The organism is Flavobacterium sp. J372 (genome assembly GCF_024699965.1).
Lineage (GTDB): Bacteria > Bacteroidota > Bacteroidia > Flavobacteriales > Flavobacteriaceae > Flavobacterium.
This window is the reverse complement of sequence record NZ_JAJOMZ010000004.1, coordinates 1,383,160-1,409,655: the sequence shown is the minus strand read 5'-3', so window position 1 is coordinate 1,409,655 and position 26,496 is coordinate 1,383,160. Positions and strand designations below refer to the sequence as shown.

The 26,496-nt window shown below is 41.8% G+C and carries 21 protein-coding genes, 3 tRNA genes and 2 pseudogenes; 19 read left to right on the top strand and 7 right to left on the bottom strand.

The window, feature by feature from the left end; all coding sequences use genetic code 11:
- Nucleotides 1-90 precede the first annotated feature (90 nt).
- From LRS05_RS07045 to LRS05_RS07005, 9 genes and pseudogenes are all read left to right on the top strand, one after another.
- On the top strand, nt 91-504 hold the full coding sequence (locus tag LRS05_RS07045; RefSeq protein ID WP_257867659.1) for a VOC family protein: 414 nt from the start codon (nt 91-93) through the stop codon (nt 502-504).
- Between the two features lie 130 nt (nt 505-634).
- Nucleotides 635-1,084, top strand: a complete 450-nt coding sequence (locus LRS05_RS07040) for a MarR family winged helix-turn-helix transcriptional regulator (protein WP_257867658.1) — start codon at nt 635-637, stop codon at nt 1,082-1,084.
- Nucleotides 1,085-1,099: 15 nt separating this feature from the next.
- A pseudogene (locus LRS05_RS07035) lies at nt 1,100-3,490 on the top strand (3-hydroxyacyl-CoA dehydrogenase/enoyl-CoA hydratase family protein).
- Between the two features lie 33 nt (nt 3,491-3,523).
- Nucleotides 3,524-3,901 carry a four helix bundle protein gene (locus LRS05_RS07030; protein ID WP_257867657.1) on the top strand — a complete coding sequence of 126 codons (378 nt, stop codon included), beginning with the start codon at nt 3,524-3,526 and terminating at the stop codon, nt 3,899-3,901.
- Nucleotides 3,902-3,911: 10 nt separating this feature from the next.
- Nucleotides 3,912-5,093: an acetyl-CoA C-acyltransferase gene (locus tag LRS05_RS07025; protein ID WP_257867656.1), complete on the top strand. Its 1,182-nt coding sequence runs from the start codon at nt 3,912-3,914 to the stop codon at nt 5,091-5,093.
- Between the two features lie 142 nt (nt 5,094-5,235).
- On the top strand, nt 5,236-5,487 hold the full coding sequence (locus LRS05_RS07020; RefSeq protein ID WP_374707760.1) for a four helix bundle protein: 252 nt from the start codon (nt 5,236-5,238) through the stop codon (nt 5,485-5,487).
- 30 nt (nt 5,488-5,517) lie between these two features.
- Nucleotides 5,518-7,320 carry an acyl-CoA dehydrogenase family protein gene (locus LRS05_RS07015; RefSeq protein WP_257867655.1) on the top strand — a complete coding sequence of 601 codons (1,803 nt, stop codon included), beginning with the start codon at nt 5,518-5,520 and terminating at the stop codon, nt 7,318-7,320.
- Nucleotides 7,321-7,774: 454 nt separating this feature from the next.
- Nucleotides 7,775-8,479 carry a TlpA disulfide reductase family protein gene (locus LRS05_RS07010; RefSeq protein ID WP_257867654.1) on the top strand — a complete coding sequence of 235 codons (705 nt, stop codon included), beginning with the start codon at nt 7,775-7,777 and terminating at the stop codon, nt 8,477-8,479.
- Nucleotides 8,469-8,855 (top strand): DUF1573 domain-containing protein, encoded by a 387-nt coding sequence (locus tag LRS05_RS07005; RefSeq protein WP_257867653.1) that lies wholly within the window; start codon nt 8,469-8,471, stop codon nt 8,853-8,855. Before LRS05_RS07010 ends, LRS05_RS07005 begins: the two co-directional genes overlap by 11 nt.
- A gap of 76 nt (nt 8,856-8,931) precedes the next feature.
- On the opposite strand, the gene LRS05_RS07000 is transcribed toward LRS05_RS07005, so the two are convergent.
- Entirely contained in the window at nt 8,932-9,873 is a 942-nt protein-coding gene (locus LRS05_RS07000; RefSeq protein WP_257869246.1) for a transketolase family protein, read from the bottom strand.
- A 110-nt stretch (nt 9,874-9,983) separates the two neighbouring features.
- The gene (locus LRS05_RS06995) at nt 9,984-10,832 is read right to left on the bottom strand and encodes a transketolase (protein ID WP_257867652.1); all 849 of its coding nucleotides are present in this window, start codon (nt 10,830-10,832) and stop codon (nt 9,984-9,986) included.
- 159 nt (nt 10,833-10,991) lie between these two features.
- Here LRS05_RS06995 and tgt point away from each other — a divergent pair.
- The 5 genes and pseudogenes from tgt to dnaB all read left to right on the top strand — a co-directional run bounded on the left by tgt (nt 10,992) and on the right by dnaB (nt 16,997).
- Nucleotides 10,992-12,121 (top strand): annotated as a pseudogene (gene tgt / locus LRS05_RS06990) (tRNA guanosine(34) transglycosylase Tgt).
- Between the two features lie 113 nt (nt 12,122-12,234).
- The gene (locus tag LRS05_RS06985; protein WP_257867651.1) at nt 12,235-13,311 is read left to right on the top strand and encodes an LptF/LptG family permease; all 1,077 of its coding nucleotides are present in this window, start codon (nt 12,235-12,237) and stop codon (nt 13,309-13,311) included.
- Nucleotides 13,298-14,266 carry a DMT family transporter gene (locus LRS05_RS06980; protein ID WP_257867650.1) on the top strand — a complete coding sequence of 323 codons (969 nt, stop codon included), beginning with the start codon at nt 13,298-13,300 and terminating at the stop codon, nt 14,264-14,266. The genes LRS05_RS06985 and LRS05_RS06980 overlap by 14 nt, the downstream gene beginning before the upstream one ends.
- Nucleotides 14,267-14,338: 72 nt before the next feature.
- On the top strand, nt 14,339-15,292 hold the full coding sequence (locus LRS05_RS06975; RefSeq protein ID WP_257867649.1) for an acetyl-CoA carboxylase carboxyltransferase subunit alpha: 954 nt from the start codon (nt 14,339-14,341) through the stop codon (nt 15,290-15,292).
- A 163-nt stretch (nt 15,293-15,455) separates the two neighbouring features.
- On the top strand, nt 15,456-16,997 hold the full coding sequence (gene dnaB, locus LRS05_RS06970; RefSeq protein WP_257867648.1) for a replicative DNA helicase: 1,542 nt from the start codon (nt 15,456-15,458) through the stop codon (nt 16,995-16,997).
- A gap of 168 nt (nt 16,998-17,165) precedes the next feature.
- Here dnaB and LRS05_RS06965 read toward each other — a convergent pair whose 3' ends face one another.
- Entirely contained in the window at nt 17,166-18,086 is a 921-nt protein-coding gene (locus LRS05_RS06965; RefSeq protein WP_257867647.1) for an FKBP-type peptidyl-prolyl cis-trans isomerase, read from the bottom strand.
- Between the two features lie 82 nt (nt 18,087-18,168).
- On the opposite strand from LRS05_RS06965, the gene LRS05_RS06960 reads away from it, so the two are divergent.
- Together LRS05_RS06960 and LRS05_RS06955 are read left to right on the top strand one after the other, a co-directional pair.
- Nucleotides 18,169-18,555 (top strand): RNA-binding S4 domain-containing protein, encoded by a 387-nt coding sequence (locus tag LRS05_RS06960; protein WP_257867646.1) that lies wholly within the window; start codon nt 18,169-18,171, stop codon nt 18,553-18,555.
- Between the two features lie 12 nt (nt 18,556-18,567).
- Nucleotides 18,568-19,062, top strand: coding sequence for a phosphoribosyltransferase family protein (locus LRS05_RS06955; protein ID WP_257867645.1), 495 nt, complete (start codon nt 18,568-18,570; stop codon nt 19,060-19,062).
- Here LRS05_RS06955 and LRS05_RS06950 read toward each other — a convergent pair.
- Nucleotides 19,059-19,574, bottom strand: coding sequence for a shikimate kinase (locus tag LRS05_RS06950; RefSeq protein ID WP_257867644.1), 516 nt, complete (start codon nt 19,572-19,574; stop codon nt 19,059-19,061). The two genes, LRS05_RS06955 and LRS05_RS06950, sit on opposite strands and share 4 nt — an antisense overlap.
- Nucleotides 19,575-19,701: 127 nt before the next feature.
- On the opposite strand from LRS05_RS06950, the gene LRS05_RS06945 reads away from it, so the two are divergent.
- The 3 genes from LRS05_RS06945 (at nt 19,702) to LRS05_RS06935 (ending at nt 20,002) form a co-directional block, all read left to right on the top strand.
- Nucleotides 19,702-19,774 (top strand) — tRNA-Lys (locus tag LRS05_RS06945).
- Nucleotides 19,775-19,805: 31 nt separating this feature from the next.
- Nucleotides 19,806-19,878: transfer RNA gene (locus LRS05_RS06940), tRNA-Lys, on the top strand.
- 42 nt (nt 19,879-19,920) lie between these two features.
- A tRNA-Leu gene (locus LRS05_RS06935) sits at nt 19,921-20,002 on the top strand.
- Nucleotides 20,003-20,035: 33 nt separating this feature from the next.
- On the opposite strand, the gene LRS05_RS06930 is transcribed toward LRS05_RS06935, so the two are convergent.
- The 3 genes from LRS05_RS06930 to LRS05_RS06920 all read right to left on the bottom strand — a co-directional run bounded on the left by LRS05_RS06930 (nt 20,036) and on the right by LRS05_RS06920 (nt 26,083).
- Nucleotides 20,036-20,287, bottom strand: a complete 252-nt coding sequence (locus LRS05_RS06930; RefSeq protein WP_257867643.1) for a hypothetical protein — start codon at nt 20,285-20,287, stop codon at nt 20,036-20,038.
- 27 nt (nt 20,288-20,314) lie between these two features.
- A complete protein-coding gene (locus LRS05_RS06925; protein ID WP_308224848.1) occupies nt 20,315-20,683 on the bottom strand; it encodes a DUF1772 domain-containing protein in 369 nt (122 codons plus the stop codon).
- A 297-nt stretch (nt 20,684-20,980) separates the two neighbouring features.
- Nucleotides 20,981-26,083 carry a T9SS sorting signal type C domain-containing protein gene (locus LRS05_RS06920; protein WP_257867642.1) on the bottom strand — a complete coding sequence of 1,701 codons (5,103 nt, stop codon included), beginning with the start codon at nt 26,081-26,083 and terminating at the stop codon, nt 20,981-20,983.
- Nucleotides 26,084-26,496: the final 413 nt, after the last annotated feature.

The following is a 26,496-nucleotide window of genomic DNA, read 5'->3' as shown; positions in this document are numbered from 1 at the left end:
CCAATTGTTAAAGAAATATTAAATGTTGTACACTGCTTTCCTGGGGTAAAAGCATTTTTAATCTTAAATTTTCAATACTTAAATCAAAAGATGATCAAATCTGTCTGGATCAATCTTCCTGTAAAAAATATAAGCACGAGCGTGGCATTTTACAAAGCTTTGGGCTTCACTCATACGCCTCACGGGCAAAGCGAGCATTCGGCTGGCTTCCAGATAGGTACAGGCGGATTTGTGATGATGCTTTTCCAGGAGCAGGTATTTAAGTCGGTCGTGCAGGCTGAGCCGTCTGACGCTTTGATGGATGCTGAAATGATGATTTCGGTTGATGCCGAAAGCCGTGAAGAAGTTGATGGGCTGGCAAAGAAAGCAGCAGATGCCGGAGGTACTGTGTTTCTGAAACCAACTGACAGCCAGGGCTATATGTACGGTTGTGGCTTTGCAGACCCGGACAATCACCGTTGGAATGTCATATACATGGATGCTGCAAAGATGCCGAAAAGCTGATTTATATATTACGGAAAAATACGTAACTTTAATAACTCCCTTTTTTAGGGAGTTTTTTTTGGAATAAAAAAATTATTTAATTTAATATGCATGCATAATAATTTATTCGTATATTTGAATTGCTGACTATATGAAAGATAAGACGATTGATTACATATTGCGGGCCACATGGCAGGCAGTTTCGAGAATGTATAATGAAGAAGCCGGTAAATACGGTGCAACTATGTCGATTGGTTTTGCGTTGCTATCCATTGACAAAGAGAACGGAATCTCGAGTACTGCACTTGGCCCTCAAATGGGAATGGAGCCTACGAGCCTGACACGGACACTGAAATCGATGGAAGAAAAAGGCTTGATCGTGAGGAAGAAAAACCCGGTTGACGGCAGGGGCGTTATTATCCACCTGACGAAGCTGGGCCGCGAAAAACGCGAGCTTTCGAAAGAAACCGTGCTAAAGTTCAATGAAGTTGTAAAAGCGAAACTAAGCCCTGAAAAGTTGGAGCATTTTGCTGAAGTGGCAGATGTGATAAACCAATTGATATCTGACAAACAAATATTTACAGACGACAAAAACAAATAAACAAGACAATATATAATGAAGCGCACTATTAAAAAGGCAGCCGTAATTGGCTCCGGCATTATGGGTTCGGCTATTGCTGCCCATTTTGCCAATATTGGTGTTGAGGTGCTTTTGCTGGACATTGTTCCGCGTGAGCTTACCGATGCTGAACAAAAGAAGGGACTTACCCTGCAGGATAAAGCTGTACGCAACAGGATTGTAAATGAGCACCTTGCCAATTCACTTAAATCCAAGCCTTCACCTATCTATCACCAAAAGTTTGCTGACAGGATAACTACAGGCAATACGGAAGATGACATGCACAAGATTGCAGGCGTGGACTGGATTATTGAGGTGGTTGTGGAAAGGCTTGACATTAAACAAAAAGTATTTGAACAGGTTGAAAAATACCGCAAACCTGGCACGCTTATCACGTCAAATACATCGGGCATCCCAATCCATTTTATGAGTGAGGGGCGCAGTGAGGATTTCCAGAAGCATTTTTGCGGTACGCACTTCTTTAACCCTCCACGTTACTTAAAACTTTTTGAAATTATTCCAGGTCCAAAAACTTCTCCGGAGGTTCTTGATTTCCTGAATAACTACGGCGAGAAATTCCTTGGTAAAACATCTGTTGTTGCCAAAGACACTCCGGCTTTCATAGGCAACCGTATCGGTATTTACGGCATTATGAGTCTTTTCCATCAGGTAAAGGAAATGGGTCTTACCATTGAGGAAGTTGACAAACTTACCAGCCCTGTTATCGGCAGGCCAAAGTCGGCAACTTTCCGAACAGTTGATGTTGTTGGGCTTGACACATTGGTGCACGTAGCCAACGGCATCTACGAGAACTGTCCGCAAGACGAAGCGCATGAGCTTTTCAAACTTCCCGATTTCATCAAAAAAATGATGGAAAACAAGTGGCTGGGCAGTAAATCTGGACAGGGTTTTTATAAAAAAGAAGGCAAGGATATATTATCACTTGACCTCAATACGATGGAATATCGGGCGCAAAAGAAAGCCTCTTTTGCAACACTTGAACTTACCAAAACCATAGATAAGCCTATAAACCGCTTTAAAGTTTTAGTGAAGGGTACAGACAAGGCAGGTGAATTTTACCGTAAAAACTTTGCAGGAATGTTTGCATATGTGTCGAACAGAATCCCAGAAATCACAGACGACCTTTACAAGATTGACGATGCCATGAAAGCCGGCTTTGGCTGGGAAAATGGTCCTTTTGAAATATGGGATGCCATCGGGGTTGAGCACGGAATTGAATTAATACGTGCAGAAGGCCTCGAGCCGGCGGCATGGGTGAATGATATGTTGAGCAACGGCAATAACAGCTTCTATACTGTAAAAGAAGGTGTTACGCATTATTATGACATAACTTCAAAATCACAGAAAAAATACCCGGACAGGATGCATTTATCATTCTGAACAACATCCGCGAAAGCAAGAAAATATGGAGCAACAGTGAGGCTATTATCCAGGATTTGGGTGACGGTATCATTAACCTGGAGTTCCAAAGTAAGATGAACACCATTGGCGGCGGTGTGCTTCAGGGTATTAACAAAGCCATTGACCTTGCAGAGAAAGAATATGACGGCCTTGTGATTGGAAACCAGGCAGCTAATTTTTTCAGTGGGCGCCAACATCGGCATGATCTTTATGATGGCTGTTGAACAGGAATACGATGAGCTGAATATGGCTATCAAGATGTTCCAGGACACAATGATGCGCGTGCGCTACTCCTCAATCCCTGTTGTCGTTGCACCGCATGGCATGACACTCGGCGGGGGCTGTGAAATGAGCATGCATGCCGATAAAGTAGTGGCTGCGGCAGAAACTTATATAGGACTTGTGGAGTTTGGTGTAGGGGTTATTCCCGGTGGTGGCGGATCTAAAGAAATGGCACTAAGGGCCTCTGACACCTTCCGTAAGAATGATGTTGAACTTAATGTCTTACAGGAATATTTCCTTACCATCGGAATGGCTAAAGTATCAACATCAGCCTATGAGGCTTACGATCTTGGCATACTTCAGAAAGGAAAAGATATTGTGGTAGTGAATAAAGACAGACAGATTGCTGAGGCTAAGAAACATGCTAAACTACTGGCTGAAGCTGGCTACACGGCACCGATACGCCGCAAGGATGTTAAAGTACTGGGCAAGCAGGCGCTTGGTATGTTTTTGGTTGGTACCGACAGCATGGAAGCAGGCCATTACATTAGCGAACACGACAAGAAAATCGCCAACAAACTAGCGTACGTAATGGCGGGCGGTGATTTAAGTGAACCCACACTTGTAACCGAGCAATACTTGCTTGATCTTGAGCGTGAAGCTTTCTTGTCGCTTACAGGTGAAAGAAAGACACTTGAAAGGATACAGTTTATGTTGACTAAAGGTAAACCACTGAGAAATTAGTATTGAGATGTTAGTATTGAGAAGTGAGACAGTATGAATAAAGTAGAAGATTTAAAGATTTGGCAGAAATCAATAGAACTTGCAAAGCAGGTTTATACCATTGTTGCCGATTTACCTGCAGATGAGAAGTATGGACTTACTTCTCAAATAAAAAGATGTGCAGTTTCAATTGCGTCAAATATCGCTGAAGGAGCGGGAAGAAATTCAAACAAAGAGTTTCGAAATTTCCTGAGCATGGCAAATGGATCAAGTTATGAACTTCACACGCAATTAATACTAACAACAGAACTAAATTTGATTGAAAAAAGTAAAGTTGATGAATTATTACGACTGATTACTGAAATACAAAAAATGAGTTATTCATTCCAAAAATCTCTTCAGGACGTCTCAATTCTCAATACTCAAATCTAATATCTATAAAATGAAAACAGCATATATAGTAAAAGCATATCGCACAGCCGTCGGTAAAGCGCCCAAAGGTGTATTCCGCTTTAAAAGGCCTGACGAGCTGGCCGCAGAAGTGATTCAGTTCATGATGAATGAGTTGCCAGAATTTGACAAGACGCGCATTGACGACGTGATTGTGGGTAACGCTATGCCCGAAGCCGAGCAGGGACTCAATTTTGCACGCTTTATTTCTCTAATGGGCCTGGGTACCGAAGATGTGCCCGGCGTAACGGTAAACCGTTATTGTGCCTCAGGATTGGAGACTATTGCAATGGCTACCAGTAAAATACAAAGCGGTATGGCCGAATGTATCATTGCAGGAGGGGCTGAAAGCATGAGCTACATCCCGATGGGTGGTTACAAGCCGGTGCCTGACTACAAAATTGCAAAAGAAGGTCGTGAAGATTATTATTGGGGCATGGGCTTAACAGCTGAAGCGGTTGCTAAAAAGTTTAACGTTAGCCGTGAAGATCAGGATGCATTTGCCTACAACTCGCACCAAAAAGCGGTTAAAGCTATCGCAGAAGGAAAGTTTGACAGGCAGATAGTACCTATTACTGTTGAGCAGGTAATGCTTGATGATAATGGTAAGCGTGCTACAAAAACTTACACAGTAACCAAAGATGAAGGGCCGCGTGCAGACACTTCGATGGAAGCATTGGCAAAGCTGAAACCTGTATTCGCAGCAGACGGCAGTGTTACGGCAGGTTCATCATCTCAAATGAGTGACGGTGCGGCGTTTGTACTGGTTATGAGTGAAGATATGGTGAAAGAACTGAATCTTGAACCAATTGCGCGACTGGTAAGCTACGCTGCCGCAGGCGTTGAACCGAGGATTATGGGTATAGGCCCAGTGAAAGCAATACCAAAGGCGCTAAAAATGGCAGATATGCGCCTTAAAGACATTGGCCTGATAGAGATGAACGAGGCGTTTGCATCACAATCACTTGCCGTTATAAGGGAGCTTGATATCAACCAAGAGATACTTAACGTAAATGGCGGCGCTATCGCGTTAGGCCACCCGCTGGGGTGTACGGGAGCGAAACTATCGGTGCAGTTATTTGACGAAGCCAAACGCCGCGGCGAGAAGTATGGAATGGTTACAATGTGCGTGGGAACCGGCCAGGGTGCTGCAGGTATCTTTGAGATAATTTAATTTATTTTAAATGATGAATTTTAAATTTTAAATGACGTGAAAGAGAATATCATTGCTGTAAAAACCTTTGAATTTTCACTTAGCATAATTAGCCTTTACGTGAGTTTAAAAGAAAGAAAATGAATTCATTATTTCAAAGCAATTGCTGAGGTCGGGTACAAGTATAGGCGCTAATGTCGAAGAAGCAATTGCTGCTCAATCGCGTAAAGGTTTCATCAATAAAATGTCTATTGCATCTAAAGAAGCATGGGAAACAAAATATTGGTTGCGGCTTCTTGATAAATCAACTTTGACTCAAATTCCTGTAAGTAATTATTTAATTGAGGTTGAGCATATAATCAACATCATCACAAAAATCATTAAGACAACTCAGGCTCCGGTAACACCAATTTAAAATTTATAATTTAAAATTTAAAATAAAATCATGGATACCATTGATAAACAACTAGCGCGAGGCGGACAATTTCTTGTCACTGAAACCAAAAGCGAAGACATATTTACTCCGGAAGATTTTTCGGAAGAACAGTTGATGATGCGTGACTCAGTGAAGGAATTCATTGACCGGGAAATATGGCCGAATAAAGAGCGTTTCGAGAAGAAAGACTATGCGTTTACAGAAGAATGCATGCGCAAAGCAGGCGAGCTTGGTTTCTTGGGCGTAGCCGTGCCGGAGGAGTACGGCGGACTGGGGATGGGCTTTGTATCAACTATGCTGGTATGCGACTATATCTCCGGCGCAACGGGTTCGTTCTCTACGGCATTTGGCGCACATACAGGTATTGGCACCATGCCAATAACATTATACGGAACTGAAGAGCAAAAGAAAAAATATGTACCGAAGCTGGCTTCAGGCGAGTGGTTTGGCGCATACTGCCTTACAGAGCCAGGCGCGGGGTCTGACGCTAACTCAGGAAAGACGAAAGCGGTTTTGAGCGAAGACGGTACGCATTATAAAATCACCGGGCAGAAAATGTGGATAAGCAATGCGGGGTTCTGCAGCCTGTTCATTGTATTTGCCCGTATTGAAGATGATAAGAATATCACCGGCTTCATTGTAGAGAATGACCCATCAAATGGCATTTCGCTCGGCGAAGAAGAGCACAAGCTTGGTATACGCGCGTCTTCTACCCGCCAGGTTTTCTTCAATGAGACGAAAGTCCCTGTTGAAAACATGCTTTCTGAAAGAGGTAACGGCTTTAAAATCGCTATGAATGCGTTGAACGTAGGCCGTATTAAACTTGCGGCTGCCTGTCTTGATGCACAACGCAGAACGATTGCAGGTTCGGTGAAATATGCCAATGAGCGTGTACAATTCAATACTCCTATTGCAAATTTTGGCGCTATAAGAGCAAAAATAGCCGAAATGGCTGCCAGCTGTTACGCTGGTGAAAGCGCTTGTTACAGGGCCGCTAAAAACATCGAGGACCGTATTGCAGCACGTGTAGCCAAAGGAGAATCACACCAAGATGCTGAACTTAAAGGCGTGGAGGAATTTGCCATTGAATGCTCAATCCTGAAAGTGGCAGTATCTGAAGACATTCAGAATTGCTCTGACGAGGGCATCCAGATATTCGGCGGTATGGGCTTTAGCGAAGACACCCCTATGGAAAGTGCCTGGAGGGATGCCCGTATTGCACGTATTTATGAAGGTACAAACGAGATAAACCGTATGCTTTCGGTAGGTATGCTTATCAAGAAGGCTATGAAAGGCCATGTAGACCTGCTAGGCCCGGCAATGAAGGTTGCAGAAGAGCTGATGGGCATTCCTGACTTTGACACGCCTGACTATTCTGTGCTTTTCACAGAAGAAAAGGAAATGATAGCTAAGCTGAAGAAAGCATTCCTTATGGTCGCCGGAAGTGCAGTGCAAAAGTACGGCCCTGCACTAGACGAACACCAGCAATTGCTGATGGCGGCAGCGGACATTCTTATTGAAATATATATGGCAGAGTCGGTTATACTTCGTACAGAAAAGCTTGCGAAAAATAAAGGTGAAGCTAATGTAAAAGAACAGATTGCCATGGCACAGTTATATCTTTACAAAGCTGTAGATATTGTGAGCCAGAAAGGTAAGGAAGGCATTGCCTCTTTTGCTGAAGGCGATGAACAGCGAATGATGCTGATGGGACTTCGCCGCTATACGAAATATACTAATATGCCTAACGTTGTAGCGCTTCGGGAAACTATTGCCAAGAAGCTGATTGACGAAAATGCATATGCGTACTAAGACTTGAAATAGATGAGAGATAACAGATTTTCTAACTAACCCTACTGTTATCTTTTGTCTATCATCTTTTAAACTTAATTTTTAGTTTAGTTTGTTTTAAACCGCTGCGATTGTATCAAGGCGGTTTTCTTTTTAATACAACAATACTTTTTATTGAGTCATCGAGTAGCTTGACAAACTATTATTCATAATACATTAACCACAATTATCGATATCCCGTTCTTTGAATGAAATATTATACAATATTCTAAAAAATTTTCGTTAATTAAATAGTTCCATACAATCTTTTAACTAGTTTATGCTTACTAAATCAAAATTCATTTTATACTGCATAATTTTAAATTGTGCAGTATTTTTTTTAACTCCCTTAAGCTTCAGTATTAAATTCTTATTAACAGGATTATTACTATATTTTTGCGGCTCTTTTCTTTTAAATAGAAGCCCTTATAAAAATTTGTATATTTCATTATTATTAATTTATGGCCTTTGGTTTTTTACAATTGCAGGTACTTTTTTGGCAGCGATTTTCATTTATACTAATGAGCTCTTTTTAGGGACACCACTTTTGGTAGTTTCTATAATAGCAATATTTACAGCCATTCTTAAACATAAATCAACTTTATCTTTTAAAAAAACGGCAGTGGTATTCACATTAATGATAGGAATACTGGCATACTTATTACCTAATTATTATGTATATATTCGTAATAAGCCGAACGATGTTATCTCTAAACCTGTTCCGGAATTAACTCTTTATGACGAAGCAGGAAAAAGTTTTAACTTAAGAGATAAGGCAGGAAAAATCATTGTTTTGGATTTATGGAATTCGTCATGCGGTTCATGTATCAAAGCGTTTCCAAAATTTGAAGCGTTAGCACACGAATTTAAAAATGATACTACTATAGAATTTTATTCTCTGAACATCCCAATTCGTAAGGTTGATGAAAAAGATAGAGTAAAAAAGTTTACTGATAAATACAGTTTTTCGAAACTTTATGCAGACATGAATGCTTCAAAGGCCCTAAACATTACTGCAGTACCCCAATACCTCATAGTTGATAAAAATCAAAATATCGCTTATATAGGAGGCCTTTATACTGAACCTAATGTTTTTTACAATAATTTTTATAAGCTGATAAATGACATACATGAAAAATAATATTTTAGTAAGCCTTTCACTGATTATATTTTTAATTTGCTCTTGTTCAAAAAAAGAAAAAGGTACCGCCAGAGTAAAACCCGTGAAAGACTTTGTATTTGACACTATCTCTATAAACGATACAATGACCCATGTTTTTGATGTAAAAAATATATCTGATGAAGACTTAATAATTTCTAAAGTAGGAACAAGCTGTGGATGTACTGCAGCAGTAATTTCAGATTCTGTAGTTCGTCCTAATAATTCTGCGCAAGTAAGGGTAGAATTTATTGCGAGAAAAGAAAAAACAGGAGATATTAAAAACTCTATTGTACTTAGAACAAATACAGAACCACCATTTACTGTATTCTATATTAAAGGATTTGTTAAAGAGTAGTAAAATACATTGGAATAAATAAAGGTTAAAAAAAAGTCCCGCAATTGCGGGACTTTTTCATATTTACATAAGGGGATTACTTCCTCTTCATCACCTTTTCAGCAGCTTCAACAATTGCCTGGTTGTTCAACTTGTACTTATCCATAAGCTGTGCAGGCGTTCCACTTTCACCAAAGCTATCGCGTACAGCCACAAACTCTTGTGGTGCAGGGTGGTTTAATGACAGCACACGGGCAACGCTTTCTCCAAGTCCGCCCAAAATGTTGTGTTCTTCAGCAGTAACGACACAGCCCGTTTTCTTTATTGATTTAAGGATAGCTCCCTCATCAAGCGGCTTGATTGTATGAATGTTGATCACTTCAGCAACGATGCCTTTAGCCTCAAGCGCTTCAGCAGCAACAAGCGCTTCCCAAACCAGGTGGCCTGTAGCAATTATGGTAACGTCAGTGCCTTCGCTCAAAATATCAGCCTTGCCAATTATGAACTCACCATTTTCAGGCGTAAAATTCGGCACAGACGGGCGCCCGAAACGCAGGTACACCGGACCATGGTGCTCAGCTATGGCAATAGTTGCAGCCTTGGTCTGGTTATAATCGCAAGTGTTTATAACCGTCATACCCGGAAGCATTTTCATCAGTCCGATATCTTCAAGTATCTGGTGCGTCGCACCATCTTCACCCAGGGTAAGCCCGGCGTGTGATGCACATATTTTTACGTTTTTGTCTGAATAAGCAACACTCTGGCGAATCTGGTCATAAACCCTTCCGGTAGAAAAGTTGGCAAATGTTCCTGTAAACGGAATCTTTCCTCCGATAGTAAGGCCCGCAGCCATGCCGATCATGTTTGCCTCGGCAATACCTACCTGGAAGAAACGCTCAGGGTGGTTTTTCTTGAAGTCGTCCATTTTAAGGGAGCCGATAAGGTCGGCGCACAATGCCACAACATTTTCATTCTTTTGGCCAAGTTCGGTAAGGCCTGCCCCAAAACCGGAGCGTGTATCTTTATTTCCTGTATTTATGTATTTTTTTCATTGAAGCCCCCTAGCCCCCTAAGGGGGAACTCCTGTAGGGGTAACAGGGTTTTATTATTTATAATGGTCACAATCCCCCCGTTGGGGGTTAGGGGGCTTTAGTAGTCTCCCAGTGTTATAACATTTTGCGTAAAGGCCAGCGCCAGCTGCTCATCGTTAGGCGCTTTTCCGTGCCATGCGTGGGTGTTCATCATATAGTCAACACCGTTGCCCATTTCGGTATGCAGCAGTACGCAAACCGGTTTGCCTTTGCCTGTACGGGCTTTGGCTTGGGTCATTCCTTCAATTATCGCTTCTATGTTGTTACCCTGAGCAATCTCAAGCACATCCCAGTCAAAAGCTTCAAATTTAGCACGAAGGCTGCCCATGTTGAGTACCTCATCAGTAGGGCCGTCTATTTGTTTGCCGTTTACGTCAATAGTCGCAATAAGGTTATCAACTTTATAGGCTGAAGCATACATGATAGCTTCCCAATTCTGGCCCTCTTGTAGCTCGCCGTCACCGTGAAGTGAATAGACCAGATGAGAGTCATTGTTAAGCTTTTTAGCCTGAGCAGCGCCAATGGCAACGCTCATACCCTGCCCCAGCGAACCCGAAGCGATACGTACGCCCGGAAGTCCCTCATGTGTTGTTGGGTGGCCCTGAAGCCTTGAATTGATAAGACGGAAAGTGGCAAGCTCGCTTACGGGGAAATACCCGCTGCGGGCAAGTACGCTGTAGAATACCGGCGATATGTGCCCATTAGAAAGGAAGAAGATATCTTCATTGATACCGTCCATATCCCAGCCTTCCTTACGGTCCATAAGCACCTGGTACAGCGCTACTAAAAATTCGGTACAGCCAAGTGAGCCGCCCGGGTGGCCCGAATTTACGGCATGTACCATACGCAGGATATCGCGCCTTACCTGAATTGTTAAATCGTTAAGTTGTTGTGTGTTAGGCTTCATTTGTAGCTGTAAAAATTAAACTGGCGCAAAGATAGGTAATTTGGATTGTTCGATTTTTAGATAATTCGATTTTTAGACGATTATGAGCCTTAAATTATATTCCAATTCTCAAATCTAAAATCATAAATGGATTATCTTTGCACGCTGTAAAAGAGAAACATGAAATTTGATTTAGTCACTAAAGACCCTCTGTCTAAAGCCCGTGCCGGAACTATAACCACCGACCACGGCACCATACAAACCCCGATTTTCATGCCTGTGGGCACCGTGGCATCTGTAAAAGGCGTGCACCAGCGCGAGCTTAAAAACGATATTAATCCTGATATTATCCTGGGCAATACCTACCACCTGTACCTTCGTCCTCAAACGGAGATTCTGGAGCAGGCAGGCGGCCTACACAAGTTCATGAACTGGGACCGCAACATATTGACAGACAGTGGCGGATACCAGGTTTATTCGCTTTCGGCAAACAGAAAAATTAAAGAAGAAGGCGTAAAATTTAAAAGCCATATTGACGGCTCGTACCACTTTTTTCTCCGGAAAGCGTAATGGAAATACAGCGTACAATCGGCGCCGACATTATCATGGCATTTGATGAGTGTACCCCCTACCCATGTGATTACCGGTATGCTAAGCGCTCTATGCATATGACGCACCGCTGGCTTGACCGCTGCATTGCACACCTTGATAAGCTTCCTTTTAAATACGGGTATGAGCAAACATTTTTCCCTATCGTGCAGGGAAGTACGTATAAAGATTTAAGAGCTGAATCGGCTGAATACATTGCCAATGCAGGAGCCCAGGGTAATGCCATTGGCGGATTGTCTGTTGGTGAGCCTGCTGAAGAAATGTACGCGATGACTGAGGTGGTTACAGCCATACTTCCGGAAGATAAGCCACGCTACCTTATGGGTGTGGGCACACCGATAAATATTTTAGAGAATATTGCGTTAGGTATTGATATGTTTGACTGTGTTATGCCAACACGCAACGCCCGAAATGGTATGCTCTTCACGGCTAATGGCACAATAAATATAAAAAATAAAAAGTGGGAAGCAGATTTTTCACCACTTGATGAAATGGGAATAACGTTTGTAGACACCGAATACACCAAAGCTTACCTGCGCCATTTATTTGCTGCAAATGAATTTCTTGGCAAGCAGATTGCTACAATTCATAACCTCGGTTTCTATATGTGGCTGGTGCGTGAAGCAAGAGAAAGGATTATAGCAGGCGATTTCCGCGAATGGAAAGAAAAAATGGTGAAGCAAATGAGTCAAAGGCTTTAATTAGATTTTAGAATTGAGTATAGAGAATTGAGATTTTTGAACGTAGATTTAGGGTTGTGATTGAACGGCATGTCTCAATACTCAATTCTAACATCTCAATACTAACAAAATTAATGAAGATAATAGACTGGTACATTTTAAAGCGTTACCTGGCAACATTTTTTGTGATGCTGCTGATGTTTATACCTATTGGTATCGTGATTGACATTTCAGAGAAGATCAACAAGATACTGGCTAAGAAAGTACCTTTTATAGAAGTGATGAAGTATTACGGCGACTTCACAATCTATTTCGCCAACCTGCTGTTTCCTATATTCCTGTTCCTGTCTGTAATATGGTTTACCTCAAAGCTTGCTAACAATACAGAGATTATTGCCATACTAAGTTCGGGTATTTCATTCACCAGGTTTTTAAGGCCATATATCATAGGTGCAACAATTGTGTCGCTGATAGCATTGATAATGGGTGTCTTCCTTGTGCCGGCAGCCAGTAAAGGATTTAACGATTTCAGGTATACTTATCTTAAAAACAATCCTGAAACCCGGCAGACCACCCATGTTTATAAACAGATAAGTGATAATGAGTTTATTTATGTCAGCAGCTTTAATTACCAGACAAAATCAGGGTATGATTTTACCCTTGAAAAATTTGACGGTAACAGGCTTGAATATAAGATTAAAGCTAATACAATCAAGTGGCGTGAACGCGACAGTACTTACGTACTAAAAGGATATAGCAAACGCACCGTTGGCCAAATGGAAGACAAGCTTGTCTCCCTGCCATCTAAAAGGATGAAGTTTAACTTCATGCCTGATGACCTTACACCTACCATATATGCTGCCGAAACTATGAGCCTCGGTGAGCTGAATGAATTTATTGATAAGGAACGCGAGCGTGGATCATCAAACATCAATGCCTATCTGGTGGTATTGTATAAAAAATATAGTATACCTATATCTGCATTCATACTTACCATTATTGCTGTGGCTGTATCGGCCATGAAACGCCGGGGCGGCATGGGTATGAATCTTGCTATGGGCATAGGCCTTGCCTTTACTTTTGTTTTCTTCGATAAAGTTTTTGGAACCATGGCCGAAAAATCGAGTATTCCGCCTATTGTGGCTGTATGGTTCCCTAATGTATCATTTGGCATACTTGCCATTTATTTGTTGCGCAATGCAAGGCGATAACCTTAAAAGCTACCTGCACCTCCATTTTATAGTTTTTGTCTGGGGCTTTACGGCTGTTTTGGGAGCGCTTATTTCGCTTGAGGCTTTTCCGCTGGTATGGTTCAGGATGTGCATTGCTTCTGCATTGATATTCATCTACATCAAAATACGTAAGATACCTTTAGAAGTACCTCGTAAGATGTTTGGTGTCTTTATTTTTTCAGGACTTGTGATAGCGCTGCACTGGTTTACATTTTTCGAAGCCATAAAGGTATCAAACGTATCTTTAACCCTTGCATGCCTTAGTACGGGCGCTTTCTTCGCCTCACTGCTTGAGAGTTTACTTTATGGTAAACGTGTGGTATGGTATGAGCTGCTTATGGGTTTTGTAGTGATTATAGCCCTATGCATAATAATTTATGGAGAGTATGCCTTACATATTTTAAGCGAATTATTTACCAACCCGTTAGAAATTGGTGATGCTATAGCAGCTGTTTCTCCGGGCCAGCCTACACAATACTGGGGTATACTGCTTGCGCTTACATCGGCGTTTCTTTCTGCAACATTTGCTATAATTAATGCACGCTTCGCAAAAGAATATAACCCCTCCACCATATCATTTTACGAACTCGCCGGAGGTGTAGGCTTTTTCTCGATATTTCTTCTTTTCAGTGGTAGTTTCACGCCAGAATTTTTCATACTGTCGGCCAATGACTGGCTTTGGCTCTTTATATTGGGCTCATTTTGTACTGCCTATGCTTTTATAGCATCGGTACAGGTTATGAAATTCCTAAGCCCGTATACGGTGATGTTAACGATAAACCTCGAGCCGGTATATGGTATTATCCTTGCAGTTCTGGTCTTTAAAGATAAGGAAAAGATGGGCATGCCTTTTTACATAGGCGCCGCTATAATTATTATCACGGTGGTTATCAATGGCATACTCAAGAATTATACATCTAAAGAAAGTAATTAAAATTATCCGCTTTACTTCTCACCCGAAAATTTTATCTTTGTAGCTTCAACCGAATAAAAATCGCCTTTTATTATGGAATATTTAGATTTTGAACTCCCAATCAAAGAGCTTGAAGACCAGCTTGATAAGTGTACTATCATTGGCCAGGAATCAGATGTGGATGTAACTAACACCTGCAAGCAGATTGAGAAAAAACTGGAAGAAACCAAGACGAAAATATATAAGAACCTTACAGCCTGGCAGCGTGTACAGCTTAGCCGCCATCCTAACAGGCCTTACACAATGGATCATGTAAATGCGCTTACAAACGGCTCTTTCCTTGAGCTTTTTGGTGACCGTGCGTTTAAAGATGACAAAGCCATGATAGGCGGCCTTGGCAAAATTGGCGGGCAGTCGTTCATGATCATAGGCCAACAAAAAGGCTATAATACAAAGACAAGGCAATACCGCAACTTTGGTATGGCCAACCCTGAAGGTTACCGCAAAGCATTGAGGCTTATGAAAATGGCCGAGAAGTTTAACATACCGGTTGTAACGCTTGTTGATACCCCGGGTGCGTATCCCGGACTTGAAGCTGAAGAGCGCGGGCAGGGTGAAGCTATTGCACGTAATATACTGGAGATGGTTCGCCTTAAAACACCTATTATCACCGTAATTGTTGGTGAAGGTGCATCTGGCGGCGCATTAGGTATAGGTGTGGGCGACAAGGTTTACATGATGGAAAATACATGGTATTCGGTAATATCTCCTGAATCTTGCTCATCAATACTTTGGAGAAGCTGGGAATATAAAGAGCAGGCAGCTGAAGCATTGAAGCTGACATCATACGACATGAAAAAACAAAACCTTGTTGATGACATCATCCCGGAACCGCTTGGCGGCGCTCATTTTGACAGGGAGGCAGCCTTTAAGAAAGTGGAAGAATACATATTGAAAGGATTTAATGAGCTTAAAGATTTATCAACAGATGAACTTGTAGCCAAAAGGATGGATAAGTACAGTAAAATGGGCGAATTCAAAGAATAATAAGGCATATACGGCAAAAATTGTCCGGGGCCTTGCAGCCTCGGATTTTTTTTGACTTTTCAACAAAATATACTTGTTTGTCAACACGATATGAACAAGTTTTGAGTGCAGCACCTTAACAATTCCTTAACCCGGCGAGACCGATTTTATTTACATTCGCAATATGGAAAATATCAGGAACATAAACCCAGTACGCGTTGATAAAACCACCATTATCAACCTCGAAAAAGGCAAGCTCCCGCCACAGGCCATCGACCTTGAGGAGGCTGTACTTGGTGCGATGATGATTGATAAAAAGGGGGTTGATGAAGTAATTGACATCCTGCAGCCTGATGCTTTTTATAAAGATGCCCATAAATACATTTTTGAGGCGATTGTACAGCTTTTCAACGATACGCAGCCTATTGACTTATTAACGGTCTCATCGCAGCTTAAAAAGAACGCTAAGCTTGAATTGGCCGGTGGCGATTTTTACCTGATACAGCTTACCCAAAAAATCTCATCTTCAGCGCATATTGAATTTCACTCGCGCATTATCCTGCAAAAGTTTATACAGCGAAGCCTTATCCGTATTTCAAGCGAGATTATTGAAGAATCGTATGATGAGACTACTGATGTTTTTGACCTTCTTGATAAAGCCGAATCACGCCTTTATGAAGTTACGCAGGGCAACATAAAGAGAAGCAGCGAAACCGCGCAGAGCCTTGTTATACAGGCTAAAAAACGTATAGAAGAAATTGCCAATAAAGAAGGCCTCAGCGGTATTGCCACAGGTTTTAATGACCTCGACAAGCTCACATCAGGCTGGCAGCCCAGTGACCTTATCATCATTGCGGCGAGGCCGGGTATGGGTAAAACAGCATTTGTACTATCAATGGCGCGTAATATTGCTATTGACTTCCAGCATCCCGTTGCGTTATTTTCACTCGAGATGTCGTCTGTACAGCTTATTACAAGGCTTATTTCAAGTGAAACAGGTTTGTCATCTGAAAAACTTCGTACCGGAAAGCTTGAAAAGCATGAATGGGAACAATTGAGTATCAAAGTAAAAGACCTTGAAAAAGCTCCGCTTTATATTGATGACACCCCTTCCCTATCGATATTTGATTTACGTGCTAAAGCCAGGAGGCTTGCCTCACAATATGGTATTAAACTTATTGTGATTGACTACCTCCAGCTTATGACTGCCGGAGGGAATGGCAAGAATGGCGGTAACCGCGAGCAGGAAATTTCAACCATATCACGAAACCTTAAGGCATTGGCAAAAGAGCTTAACGTACCGGTGATTGCGCTGTCGCAGTTATCACGTGCTGTAGAGACCAGGGGTTCCAGTAAAAGGCCATTACTTTCTGACCTTAGGGAATCAGGTGCTATTGAGCAGGATGCAGATATTGTATCATTTATTTACCGCCCTGAATATTACAAAATTGACGAGTGGGATGATGAAGAGCGCTCACCAACACAGGGCCAGGCCGAATTTATCGTAGCCAAGCACCGTAACGGCGGGCTTGATAACATCAGGCTTAAGTTTGTGGGAAGCCTTGGTAAGTTTGATAACCTCGATGATTTCGGGTCACCGTTTGATGAGCTGCCTTCAAGTATGAATGACAGCCATGCCTTTATTACCAAAAACCTACCTTCGGCAAATGATGCATTTGGCAGCAGCGCCAACAACAGTAACAATGACGATGACGTACCATTTTAATAATTAAAAACAACAGCATTATGGAGAACACTACAGTAGAAATGACAGAAACAATACTAAAAATGGATGTTATCGGCGCAGAACACATAACTGCAGAATAAATTTGGCACAAGCAATAAAAAATCCCGCTTCATATCTGAAGCGGGATTTTTATATCGAAATATGCTTTTAACCTAAATCATCACAACTTGGATCCAGGTGCCTTTTTACTCCCCCGGGAACACAACTTGGTATGTCGTCGTAATTTTCATAAACTTCGCCTGTCGCAGGATTTGTAACTTCAAGCAAGGTAGGCGTACCATCATTATCATCATCGGTATCACGATAATTAGGGATTCCGTCACCATCACTGTCAAAATTTGCCGGGTCCGGGTCAGTACCGTTTAATTCATATTTATTCAATAGACCATCACCATCAAAATCAGCATCTTCTACGCGATACAACTTAAAACTGAAAACCATTGTTGAGTAGGCAGGTGCGTTACCTGAAGCATTATTATAATATGCCAGTGCCGAAGGCAGGAACATTACGCCAGCACCATAATTTTCAAATTGGGCTGGGCCGCTAGGGTCAGCATCTACATAAACTCCTTCCTTAAATAAAGGCAATATCTCCTGCCAGCCTAATATAGTCTGCCCTAAAGATAGCAAACTTTGCGGGTAAGGCTGGGCATCAAATTGAGTTTGCTCTTTATTAATAAGAGTACCTCTGTAAGCAGCAAGAATATCATCTCCTCTGTTAGGCGCGTCACCCACACCTTGATTTAGGACAAGGTAGTATATTTTATAAGTAACACCAGCAAAAACAACATCTTTGTTTTGTAGCGGATAATCAATCTGCTCCCAAATTGATTTTTGTGTCGCAGGATTGGGTACTGAATCAAAAACAATGTTATAATTATCCTCTACACTACCAGGTTTTATATAGTGGGTTTTCAGGAACTCTTCAATATTTGCTTTCTCAGTCTCATATTGTGTTGCATAATCACGTGGCGGGGCAATATCTACACTATTGTCATCCTTTTTACAGGAAACGGTTGCGGCTAATGCAGCGGTTACAAGAAAAAGGCAACTTAATAATCTTTTCATTATAATTTTTTTTTACTGGGCGCAAGATACAATTTTCATTTATTTTTGTAGTAAGGTATAACAGCGTTTTTTAAGGCTTAGTATGAGGATTGACAAATATTTATGGTGTGTGCGTTATTATAAAACCCGCAGTATTGCTACCCAGGCTTGCCAAAAGGGGCATATAACAATTAATGGCCAGCAGGTAAAGCCATCGCGCGATGTTTTTGCAGGTGATAAGATTACTGTGAGGCGCGACCAAATCAACTATATGCTGACAGTACTGGATATTCCGGCCAACAGGGTTGGGCCCAAGCTGGTAGATATCTACCGTAAAGATGAAACCCCGCCTGAAGCTTTTGAACATCTTGAACTTTTAAGGTTGTCTAAAGAACATTACCGTGCAAAAGGCACAGGCAGGCCGACTAAAAAAGACCGCCGGGAACTGGATGACTATGGGTTGGACTTTGATGACAATGACATTGATTAAAATTAAATAACAATGAAACAGGTAATACTTACTCAGGAAGAAATAACACATAAAGTACGGCGTATTGCGTACCAGATTTATGAAACTTATGCTGATGAGCAGGAAGTAGTGATTGCAGGAATTGCCGGCAACGGTTTCATATTTGCTGAAAAGCTTGCCGATATGCTAACGCAGATTTCTGATGTTGAGGTAAAGCTTTGCGAAGTGAAAATAAATAAAACAAACCCTCTTGAACCCATAAAAACATCAATGCCTGCAAGTGAGTACTCAGGTCAATGCCTTGTTTTGGCAGACGATGTCCTCAACAGCGGCTCTACCCTTATTTACGGTGTGAAACATTTTCTTGAAGTACCGTTGAAAAAGTTTAAAACTGCCGTACTGGTAGACCGCAACCACAAACAATTCCCTGTAAAAGCAGATTTTAAAGGGATTTCGCTTTCCACATCATTAAAAGAACATATCCATGTAGTATTTAATGAAGGTGAAGAGTATGCTTACCTGAGCTAAAAGATGCTCATAATCTCATTTACAATTGTCTCAGGCAACTTACCGTCAACGGCAATAATATGCTTAGCGTGATTGTAATAATAAGCCCTGTCAAACAAATGCTTGGCTACAAATTCTTCCAGCTCATCATCGGTAACATCTGCAAGCAAAGGCCTTTCATGCTTATTGTTTTCAAGGCGTAATACCAGCTCTGCAATTGATGCTTTTAAATATACAGATATAACATTGTCATCCTGCAGCAGTAGGTGGTTGTTGGTATAGCATGGCGTGCCGCCCCCTAAGGCGAGTATACATTCTTCATCTTTAGCAAGTACATCCTTTAAAACCTGGTGTTCAAGTTTCCTGAAATATACTTCGCCCTTTTCCTTAAAGATCGTTTTTATATCTGTAGCCGCAGTTTGCTCAATAACTTCATCTAAATCAACATACTTGAGGCCTGACGACTGAGATAGCAATTTACCAATTGTTGTTTTGCCCGAGGCCATATAGCCTGTAAGTACAATCTTATTCATTTAATAAAACCTTATGGTATAAGTGGTTAAATGCTTTATCATAAAAAAAGTCAAATTTATAATAAAATGAGTTTGATATATAAATAATACATCCGTATATTTGCACCCGCATTCAGAGGAATAACAAGACTCGGTAGCTCAGCCGGTAGAGCACATCACTTTTAATGATGGGGTCCTGGGTTCGAATCCCAGCCGGGTCACTAAAAAAACCTTGTATTCACTGAATGTTCAGACTCGGTAGCTCAGCCGGTAGAGCACATCACTTTTAATGATGGGGTCCTGGGTTCGAATCCCAGCCGGGTCACTAAAAGTTAAGCAAAACGCTTAACTTTTTTTATTGGAATAAGGCCTCGTGGAGAAACTGGTAGACTCGCCATCTTGAGGGGGTGGTGCTGCAAGGCGTATGGGTTCGAATCCCATCGAGGTCACTTAAACCGCAATTACTATGTAGTTGTGGTTTTTTATTTTCTTGAAGATTTATTTCGAAGTACACTTCCCTTCAACTCATCCAATGGTTTTATACGCACACGCTCAATATCCTCCCACGTGGCGCACTTTACAACCATTTCTTCTCCGTATACCACCATCGGGAGAGATATCGCCTCTACAGCGCTTAAATCCTCTTTGAGAAAGTCCTCCATATCTTCGATGGAATAAAACCAGTCTTTATCAAACTGTACCTTGTGTATACTGCTGTCTTTGCGGACAATCATCTCATTTATCTTTTTCATATCAATAACTTAATCTGCTTGCTGAGTATTGCAAAAAGTGGAAATAATAGTTAACAGCAAAGAAACAAAAACAGCAACAGTCCTTATTGCATGGTAATGGTTCCAAGGCTGCTCAAAGCGTTGACGCATGGTAGTAATTTCTGTAGACAACGCATTTGCAGTATCAAATTTATCAAGCATTTCATTTAGAGGGACATTTCCGAAAACCGTAACACCAAAAAGCCCTGCAGCATATACTACACTAGCAGCAACCAAGAGTTTGAAACGCCAGCTTTGCGGATAGTAATTAAAATAAGCTGCCATTGGCAGCAAAATTAATGCGCCAAAAAACGCCGCAAAGAAACCCGGATTTAATATGGCCTTATTTATAGCTCGCATTGCCTGAAGATATTCAGCATCAGCAAGCTTGCCTAAGCCCGGATTTACCGAACATGAATACCCGTAGAATAGGCCTGCCATAAGCGCAACGACAAGCAAAGCAAGGCACAGCGATATATTTGGCAATGTCATAGCTCTATAATTTATTCATGCCAAGTTACCCACAAAATTATTATTGCACAAACTTAAAGTTGAAGTGAAGTGATTAACACATTTTTAACAATACTTATTAATCGCTGAAATTAAAAAAAAATCCCTCTGCAAATGAGAGGGACTTTTTATATAAACATTGCTGTTTTAGTAAACAACCTTTTTGCTGATTTTCACATTTTGCGCTGTTGTAACCTGTACAACCAAAACCTGTTGTGCAGCCTGCAAAGTTGTTATAGATGTTTCGGTGGCATTTACTGCATTGTTTTGATAAAGCAGCCTGCCGCGGATGTCATATATTGCTACTGAAGCAATTTCTGTTGTGCCGGCGGCTATGCCAAGTGCGCTGCCATCTTTAAATACTACAATATTATCTGCAGTCACAGCCGGGTTATCTGTACCCAACGCCCCATCTTCAACATAAACTATCTCAAACCTTCCGTCAAAAGTTCCGGCATTTGATGCAAATGAATAGGCACCTGAATTAAGGTTATGTACTGTGTTTGAAACTTTATCTTTCAGGTAGATATTCTGCCCGTTGGCAAATAGCCCGTCGAAATTCTCAAGTGAAATGGTGTAAGTTCCGGCAGCAAGGGCTTTATATCCCACCGGCACCACATCTGTATTGGTGAACGGAACCGGGCGGCCCTGTATCATAAGCTGTGCAGCATCAGCCAGGGTATACAGCACTGCCGAATTATCAGCAAGCAGCTTCGCGTCAATACCGCCATCAATACCATTTGTAGCGTTGGCAACATAGCCTACTAATGCTTTGCTATTTACACCTGTCGCGTTACCCAGCTTCAGCCAATACCTGTGTTTTTCTGTTACCTGTGGCGCTGAATTTTCACCAACACTCTGCCTGTACGTCATGTTGCTGTTATTAAGCACACGCATTTCATTATTAAATGTTACATGTGATGCTGATGGCATAGTCACGTTGATGATAAAGCCCTGCCCTACCTGAATGGCATCTGAGCCGGTGCCGTTGCCGCCAAGGCCCGGTGTATAAGCTACATAAGCTGTTTCCTCAGATCCGTTGGTTTTAGACCAGAAATAGAAGGCTCCATCTATCCTGTCGGCATTTGCCGCATAGAACTCTCCTGCACTTATGGTACTCATGTATGGGTTACCAATGGCATTGTATCCGCGTACCGGCAGAGGTTGAGGTGTAGCGCCAGGATTGGCCTCATAGTAAGATACCGGAACCTGTATGATGCCATTATGCGGAGCACCCACAAATGAACCCTGCCAGCTTACAGCTGTTAAACCATCATTATACCCGGTTGTAGGAAGGCCGTTTGGCATGCGTATAAGGTAACCTGTACCCGCGCCAAAACTGTTTGTATTGCTAATACCGTTGTATTGGTTTGTTTCCGTATTGTAAATATAAAAACGATTTTCCTGTGTTGCAGGAGAAAAAGACCCTAACTCCTGGCCTGCCACCGGCGATGACCACATTTTGTAGTCAAGCCTCTTAAGCAGCGGTGTCTGGCGGTATACAGTAACGCTACCGCTGTTCACAGAGTCATCTTCGTTTTGTTTTACGTTGGCATTGTTTTGCACTACCATCGCTCCGCCTGCAATGTTGATTCCGCTGTTGATAGTGATAGATGTACCCGAACCAACAGTTAGCGTACCGCTGCTTATTGTAAGCTGGGCAGCGTTAAACGTACCGTTTGCCACTGTGTGGTAGTCGCTTTTTATTTCAGCATCGTCTATAAGCGTTGGTGCAAAACCGTTACCATTCCATGCGCCGTCAAGCCATATTTTGCGGAAACCTGTAAGTACACTTATCGGGTTTGAGTTTATAGAGGTGGTGCTGTTGCCAAAAGCGCGAACACGGTAATAGTATGTAGTATTAGGCTCAAGCCCGGTAACATCATGTGAAAGACCGTTAACAGTTAAGTTGGCATAGCTCGGTAAAAGGTCATCCTGCATACCGCCATAAGTATGAGAGCCTAAATCTGTTGTCTGCCCATTATCATTATATGTGAATGTTGAAACAATCCACTGCGAATTTGATTCATTTGTACCGGCCGATGTACTCCAGTTTGTTGTAGGGCTTGTAATAGTAGATTTCCTGATTAGTATTTTATCTACTGTTGCGTTGTTAGTTCCGGCTACAGCCCATCCTGTTCCAGGGTCTGCTCCATCAGTTCCTACGGCGTCAATTAATGTATATGTTGATCCGCTTCCTCCATTCCATGCAAGACCTACTGCATCATTGCCGTTAAAAGATAATGCACCTGAATAAAGGTTAGCACCTGTAACATCTGTTGAGTTATTTGCTATAACATAAGTTCCATTATTATTTAACGTACCTGATAAACTTATTGTAGATTCAGGCCATGATCCGCCGTTTGATATAAGCCAAATCCTATAATTGGCGAGATTAACGGCAGCACCAGTACCATTATATATTTCAATATATTTTCTGTTACTTGTCCCCTCGCCATACTCAGATATTATCAGGTTTGAAGCATTTAAAAAGTTTCCGAATAAAGAATTTGTACTTACATCAAGCCTGTAGCTTGTAGCTCCTGATACCGGCTCCCAGTTGGCTGTAAAACCTGTTGTGGTAATATTTGTTGGTGCAGTAGCTACAGGAGCGCTTAGTACAAATGCTGCAGTTGTAAAGCTCCCTTGTGTACTATATCCTGTACCGGCAGCATTTGCAGCATAAGCTTTATAATAATATGTAGTAAGAGGTGTAAGGCCACTAAGGTTTACAGAGAAAGTTGTGCCGGAAAGGTTAGTACCGGGAACCTGAGTTCCATCTCCGTCAGCAAATCCATTGGTTGTGCTGTAGTATATACCATAGGTTGTGCCAACTGCCGAGCTACAGCCTGCAACAACCGCAGTACCAGGCACAGTTGCACTTTGATAAGTAACTGCTGAAGCTGTACTGGTAGTTACTGTAGGTACAGCATCTGTTGACTGAACACGGATAGTGAAAGCACTGCTTTCTGCAGTAGCATCCCACGCTGCTACCCTGATGTAATAGTTAACACCCGATGTAACCGTATAGGTAACAACTTCAGGAGTATTTGCAGTTGCAGAAAATGCCACGGCATTGTTATTGTTTGTAGGGCATGTAGAGCCGCTAAATAAATATATGTCTGCGTCACCGCTAAATCCTGCAAGCGTTATGCTATGATTACCGCTGCATGCTGCTGTAAATTTATACCACACATCTTTTTGGTTGTTTCCGTTGGTAAAAGTTGTATAAGTAGCGCCTGCAAGTGTGCCATTGGTTGCTGCTGTATTCACAGTTAGTGTAACAGCATCCGCGCAAAGGTCATTTGCAGGAGTAGTTGTAAATGAAACCTGGCTTCCATACACTGTACCGGCATTATTTGTGGCATATGCCCTCGCATAATAAGTAATACCTGTAGTCAGGCCAGTAGCATTTGCTGTATATGCTCCTGTACCTGTACCTCCTGAAAGGTTAGTAACACCTGTACCTCCTACTGCAGGGTTTGTAGTTGTTGCATAAACAACACCACGCGTAACAGTGCCACACCCTTGTACAGTAACATTACCGCCAAGTGTAGCTGTTGCACTTGTAACACTGGTTGCAGCAGCTGTGGTAACTGTAGCTGATGTGTTTATACCTGATCCTGCCGCCGCCACATTAATAGAAGATGCACCGCCACCAGATAATACAATATTACCATCATATGATTGCACTGCAGTTGGTGTAAACCTTACAAAGATATCTGTAAGCACTTCTCCTGCAACAGGTGTAAGTGTAAGTGAAGATGTAAAAGTGCCATTACTTGTTGTAGAGAAGGTAAAACCTGCCAATGGCCCAACTGTTACATCGCCTGTTAGGTTGTCACCGTCAAGTATAAAGCTCTTATCAGGAGTAGCGGTTGTATTGATACATACCGAACCGAATGTTGTAATTGTACCTGCGCTAAGAAGCGGAGCTGTGGCAGCAAGCGTTGTGCCAGATGCTGTTGCACCAAATGCTGTTTCTACAGGAGTAGTTGCACTATTTCTTGCCTTAACCTGGAAAGTATATTGGGTGTTGCTAGTAAGGCCTGTTACCACTTTAGTACCCCATGTTGCAGCAGTAGCCCACACTGCAGTGGCCCCTAAACTACCATTTGTCTGAACATACTGGTTGGTATTGGTAACCTGTATGGCATAAGTAGTTGTTGCTGGGTTAGTATTTTGCGTGGTAGAGTTTAGCGTAACACTTAAAGATGTTGTGGTAGCGCCGCCTATTGCAGGTGCTCCCGGTACATTGGCCAGTGTAATAAACGTTGCATTGCTACCGTTGTAAACAGTTCCGTTATCACCTGAAGCTCTGTAGTTATATGTTGTATTTGGAGTTAGGCCCGAAATTGTACCTGTAAAAGGAGTATCAGTATTACCGGTTATTGATGATGGTGTAACAGTTGTTTGCTGTAAGCCGTACCCTGTTGTAAGGCCATAATCAAAGTAAAGTGCAAGGTTAGAACCGTTAGCGGCATTACCGGTACCGTTTAGTACTGCTGTAGTAGCTGTGACAGTACCAACTGCATTGGTTACAACTGAGGGAGTAGGAGTGTTCGTCCATGTTAATACGAAATCATCAATGCCATATGAGTCACGGCTACCGCTACCTGTTGACGCTGCTAAACTGGCAACGCGTATTAGAACAGTTGTAGCCTTATTATCTAATGCAGTACCAAAATTATAGTTTAAACTTGTACTGCCAAACGAACCAGATGTTATAAAATCAGTACCTAGTGTAGTCCACGCACCCCCTCCGTTAGTTGAATATTGCAACTGATAAATTTGTGTACGCGATTGAGGATCTAACAATTGATGCTTAAGCGTCAATGAAAAAGCTGTTTTACCAGTTGTATTAGCAATCTCTAATTCAAAAGCTCCACCTATATCAGCAAAGCTTCCGCTTGGCCTAACCCCTAGTGCCCTGTCAGTAGCTGCTGCCTGGTTAGCAGTTGATGCGGATGACCCTAGCGAACCATCAGATGCTGCAAAGTTTTTAAATGCACCGCTAGTGTCGCCCCAAGCAATTGTTCCTGTAGAAAATGTTTGAGAGTTACCTCTGGCGGTAGCAGTTGCACCAGTCCTTGTAGTCCATCCTGTTGGCAGGCCGCTTCCAATAGCATCAAAATTTTGTGTGTAGGTTGTACCTGCAGGTAGCGTTAACTGTCCCCATGTATTTACTCCAGCCACAAGCATTATGGCTGCGAATAAAAGCTTTTTCGTAGTAAGTAGTTTTTTTAGCATCGGTGATTTATAAATTAATACGTAAATAAATTTACGTGTTAGATTTCGGGACAAAGGTATGCGAATTTTGGAACTGAAATGCAACGTTTTGTTAATACTTGATAAAGTGAATATTAGCGAATCGTTAATTAAGAATATATTAGCAGTATTTTATATAATATTTATAACGTAAATAAACGTTTTTTTAACATTCTCATATATACGGTAATTAATAAAAAAGCCCCGATAAATCGGGGCTCAAAAACGCCGGTAAACCACACCTTACCTTAATTTGACCGGCAGTTTTTTATTTTAAAGGCTATAGCCTTATGTACCGTTTGAATATTTACGCAGCAAATATATAAAAGGTTTTACTTTTCTGCGCAATTTTCTTAAAAAAAGAAAGCTTTATTAAAACAGGTTTAGTGCAGGTG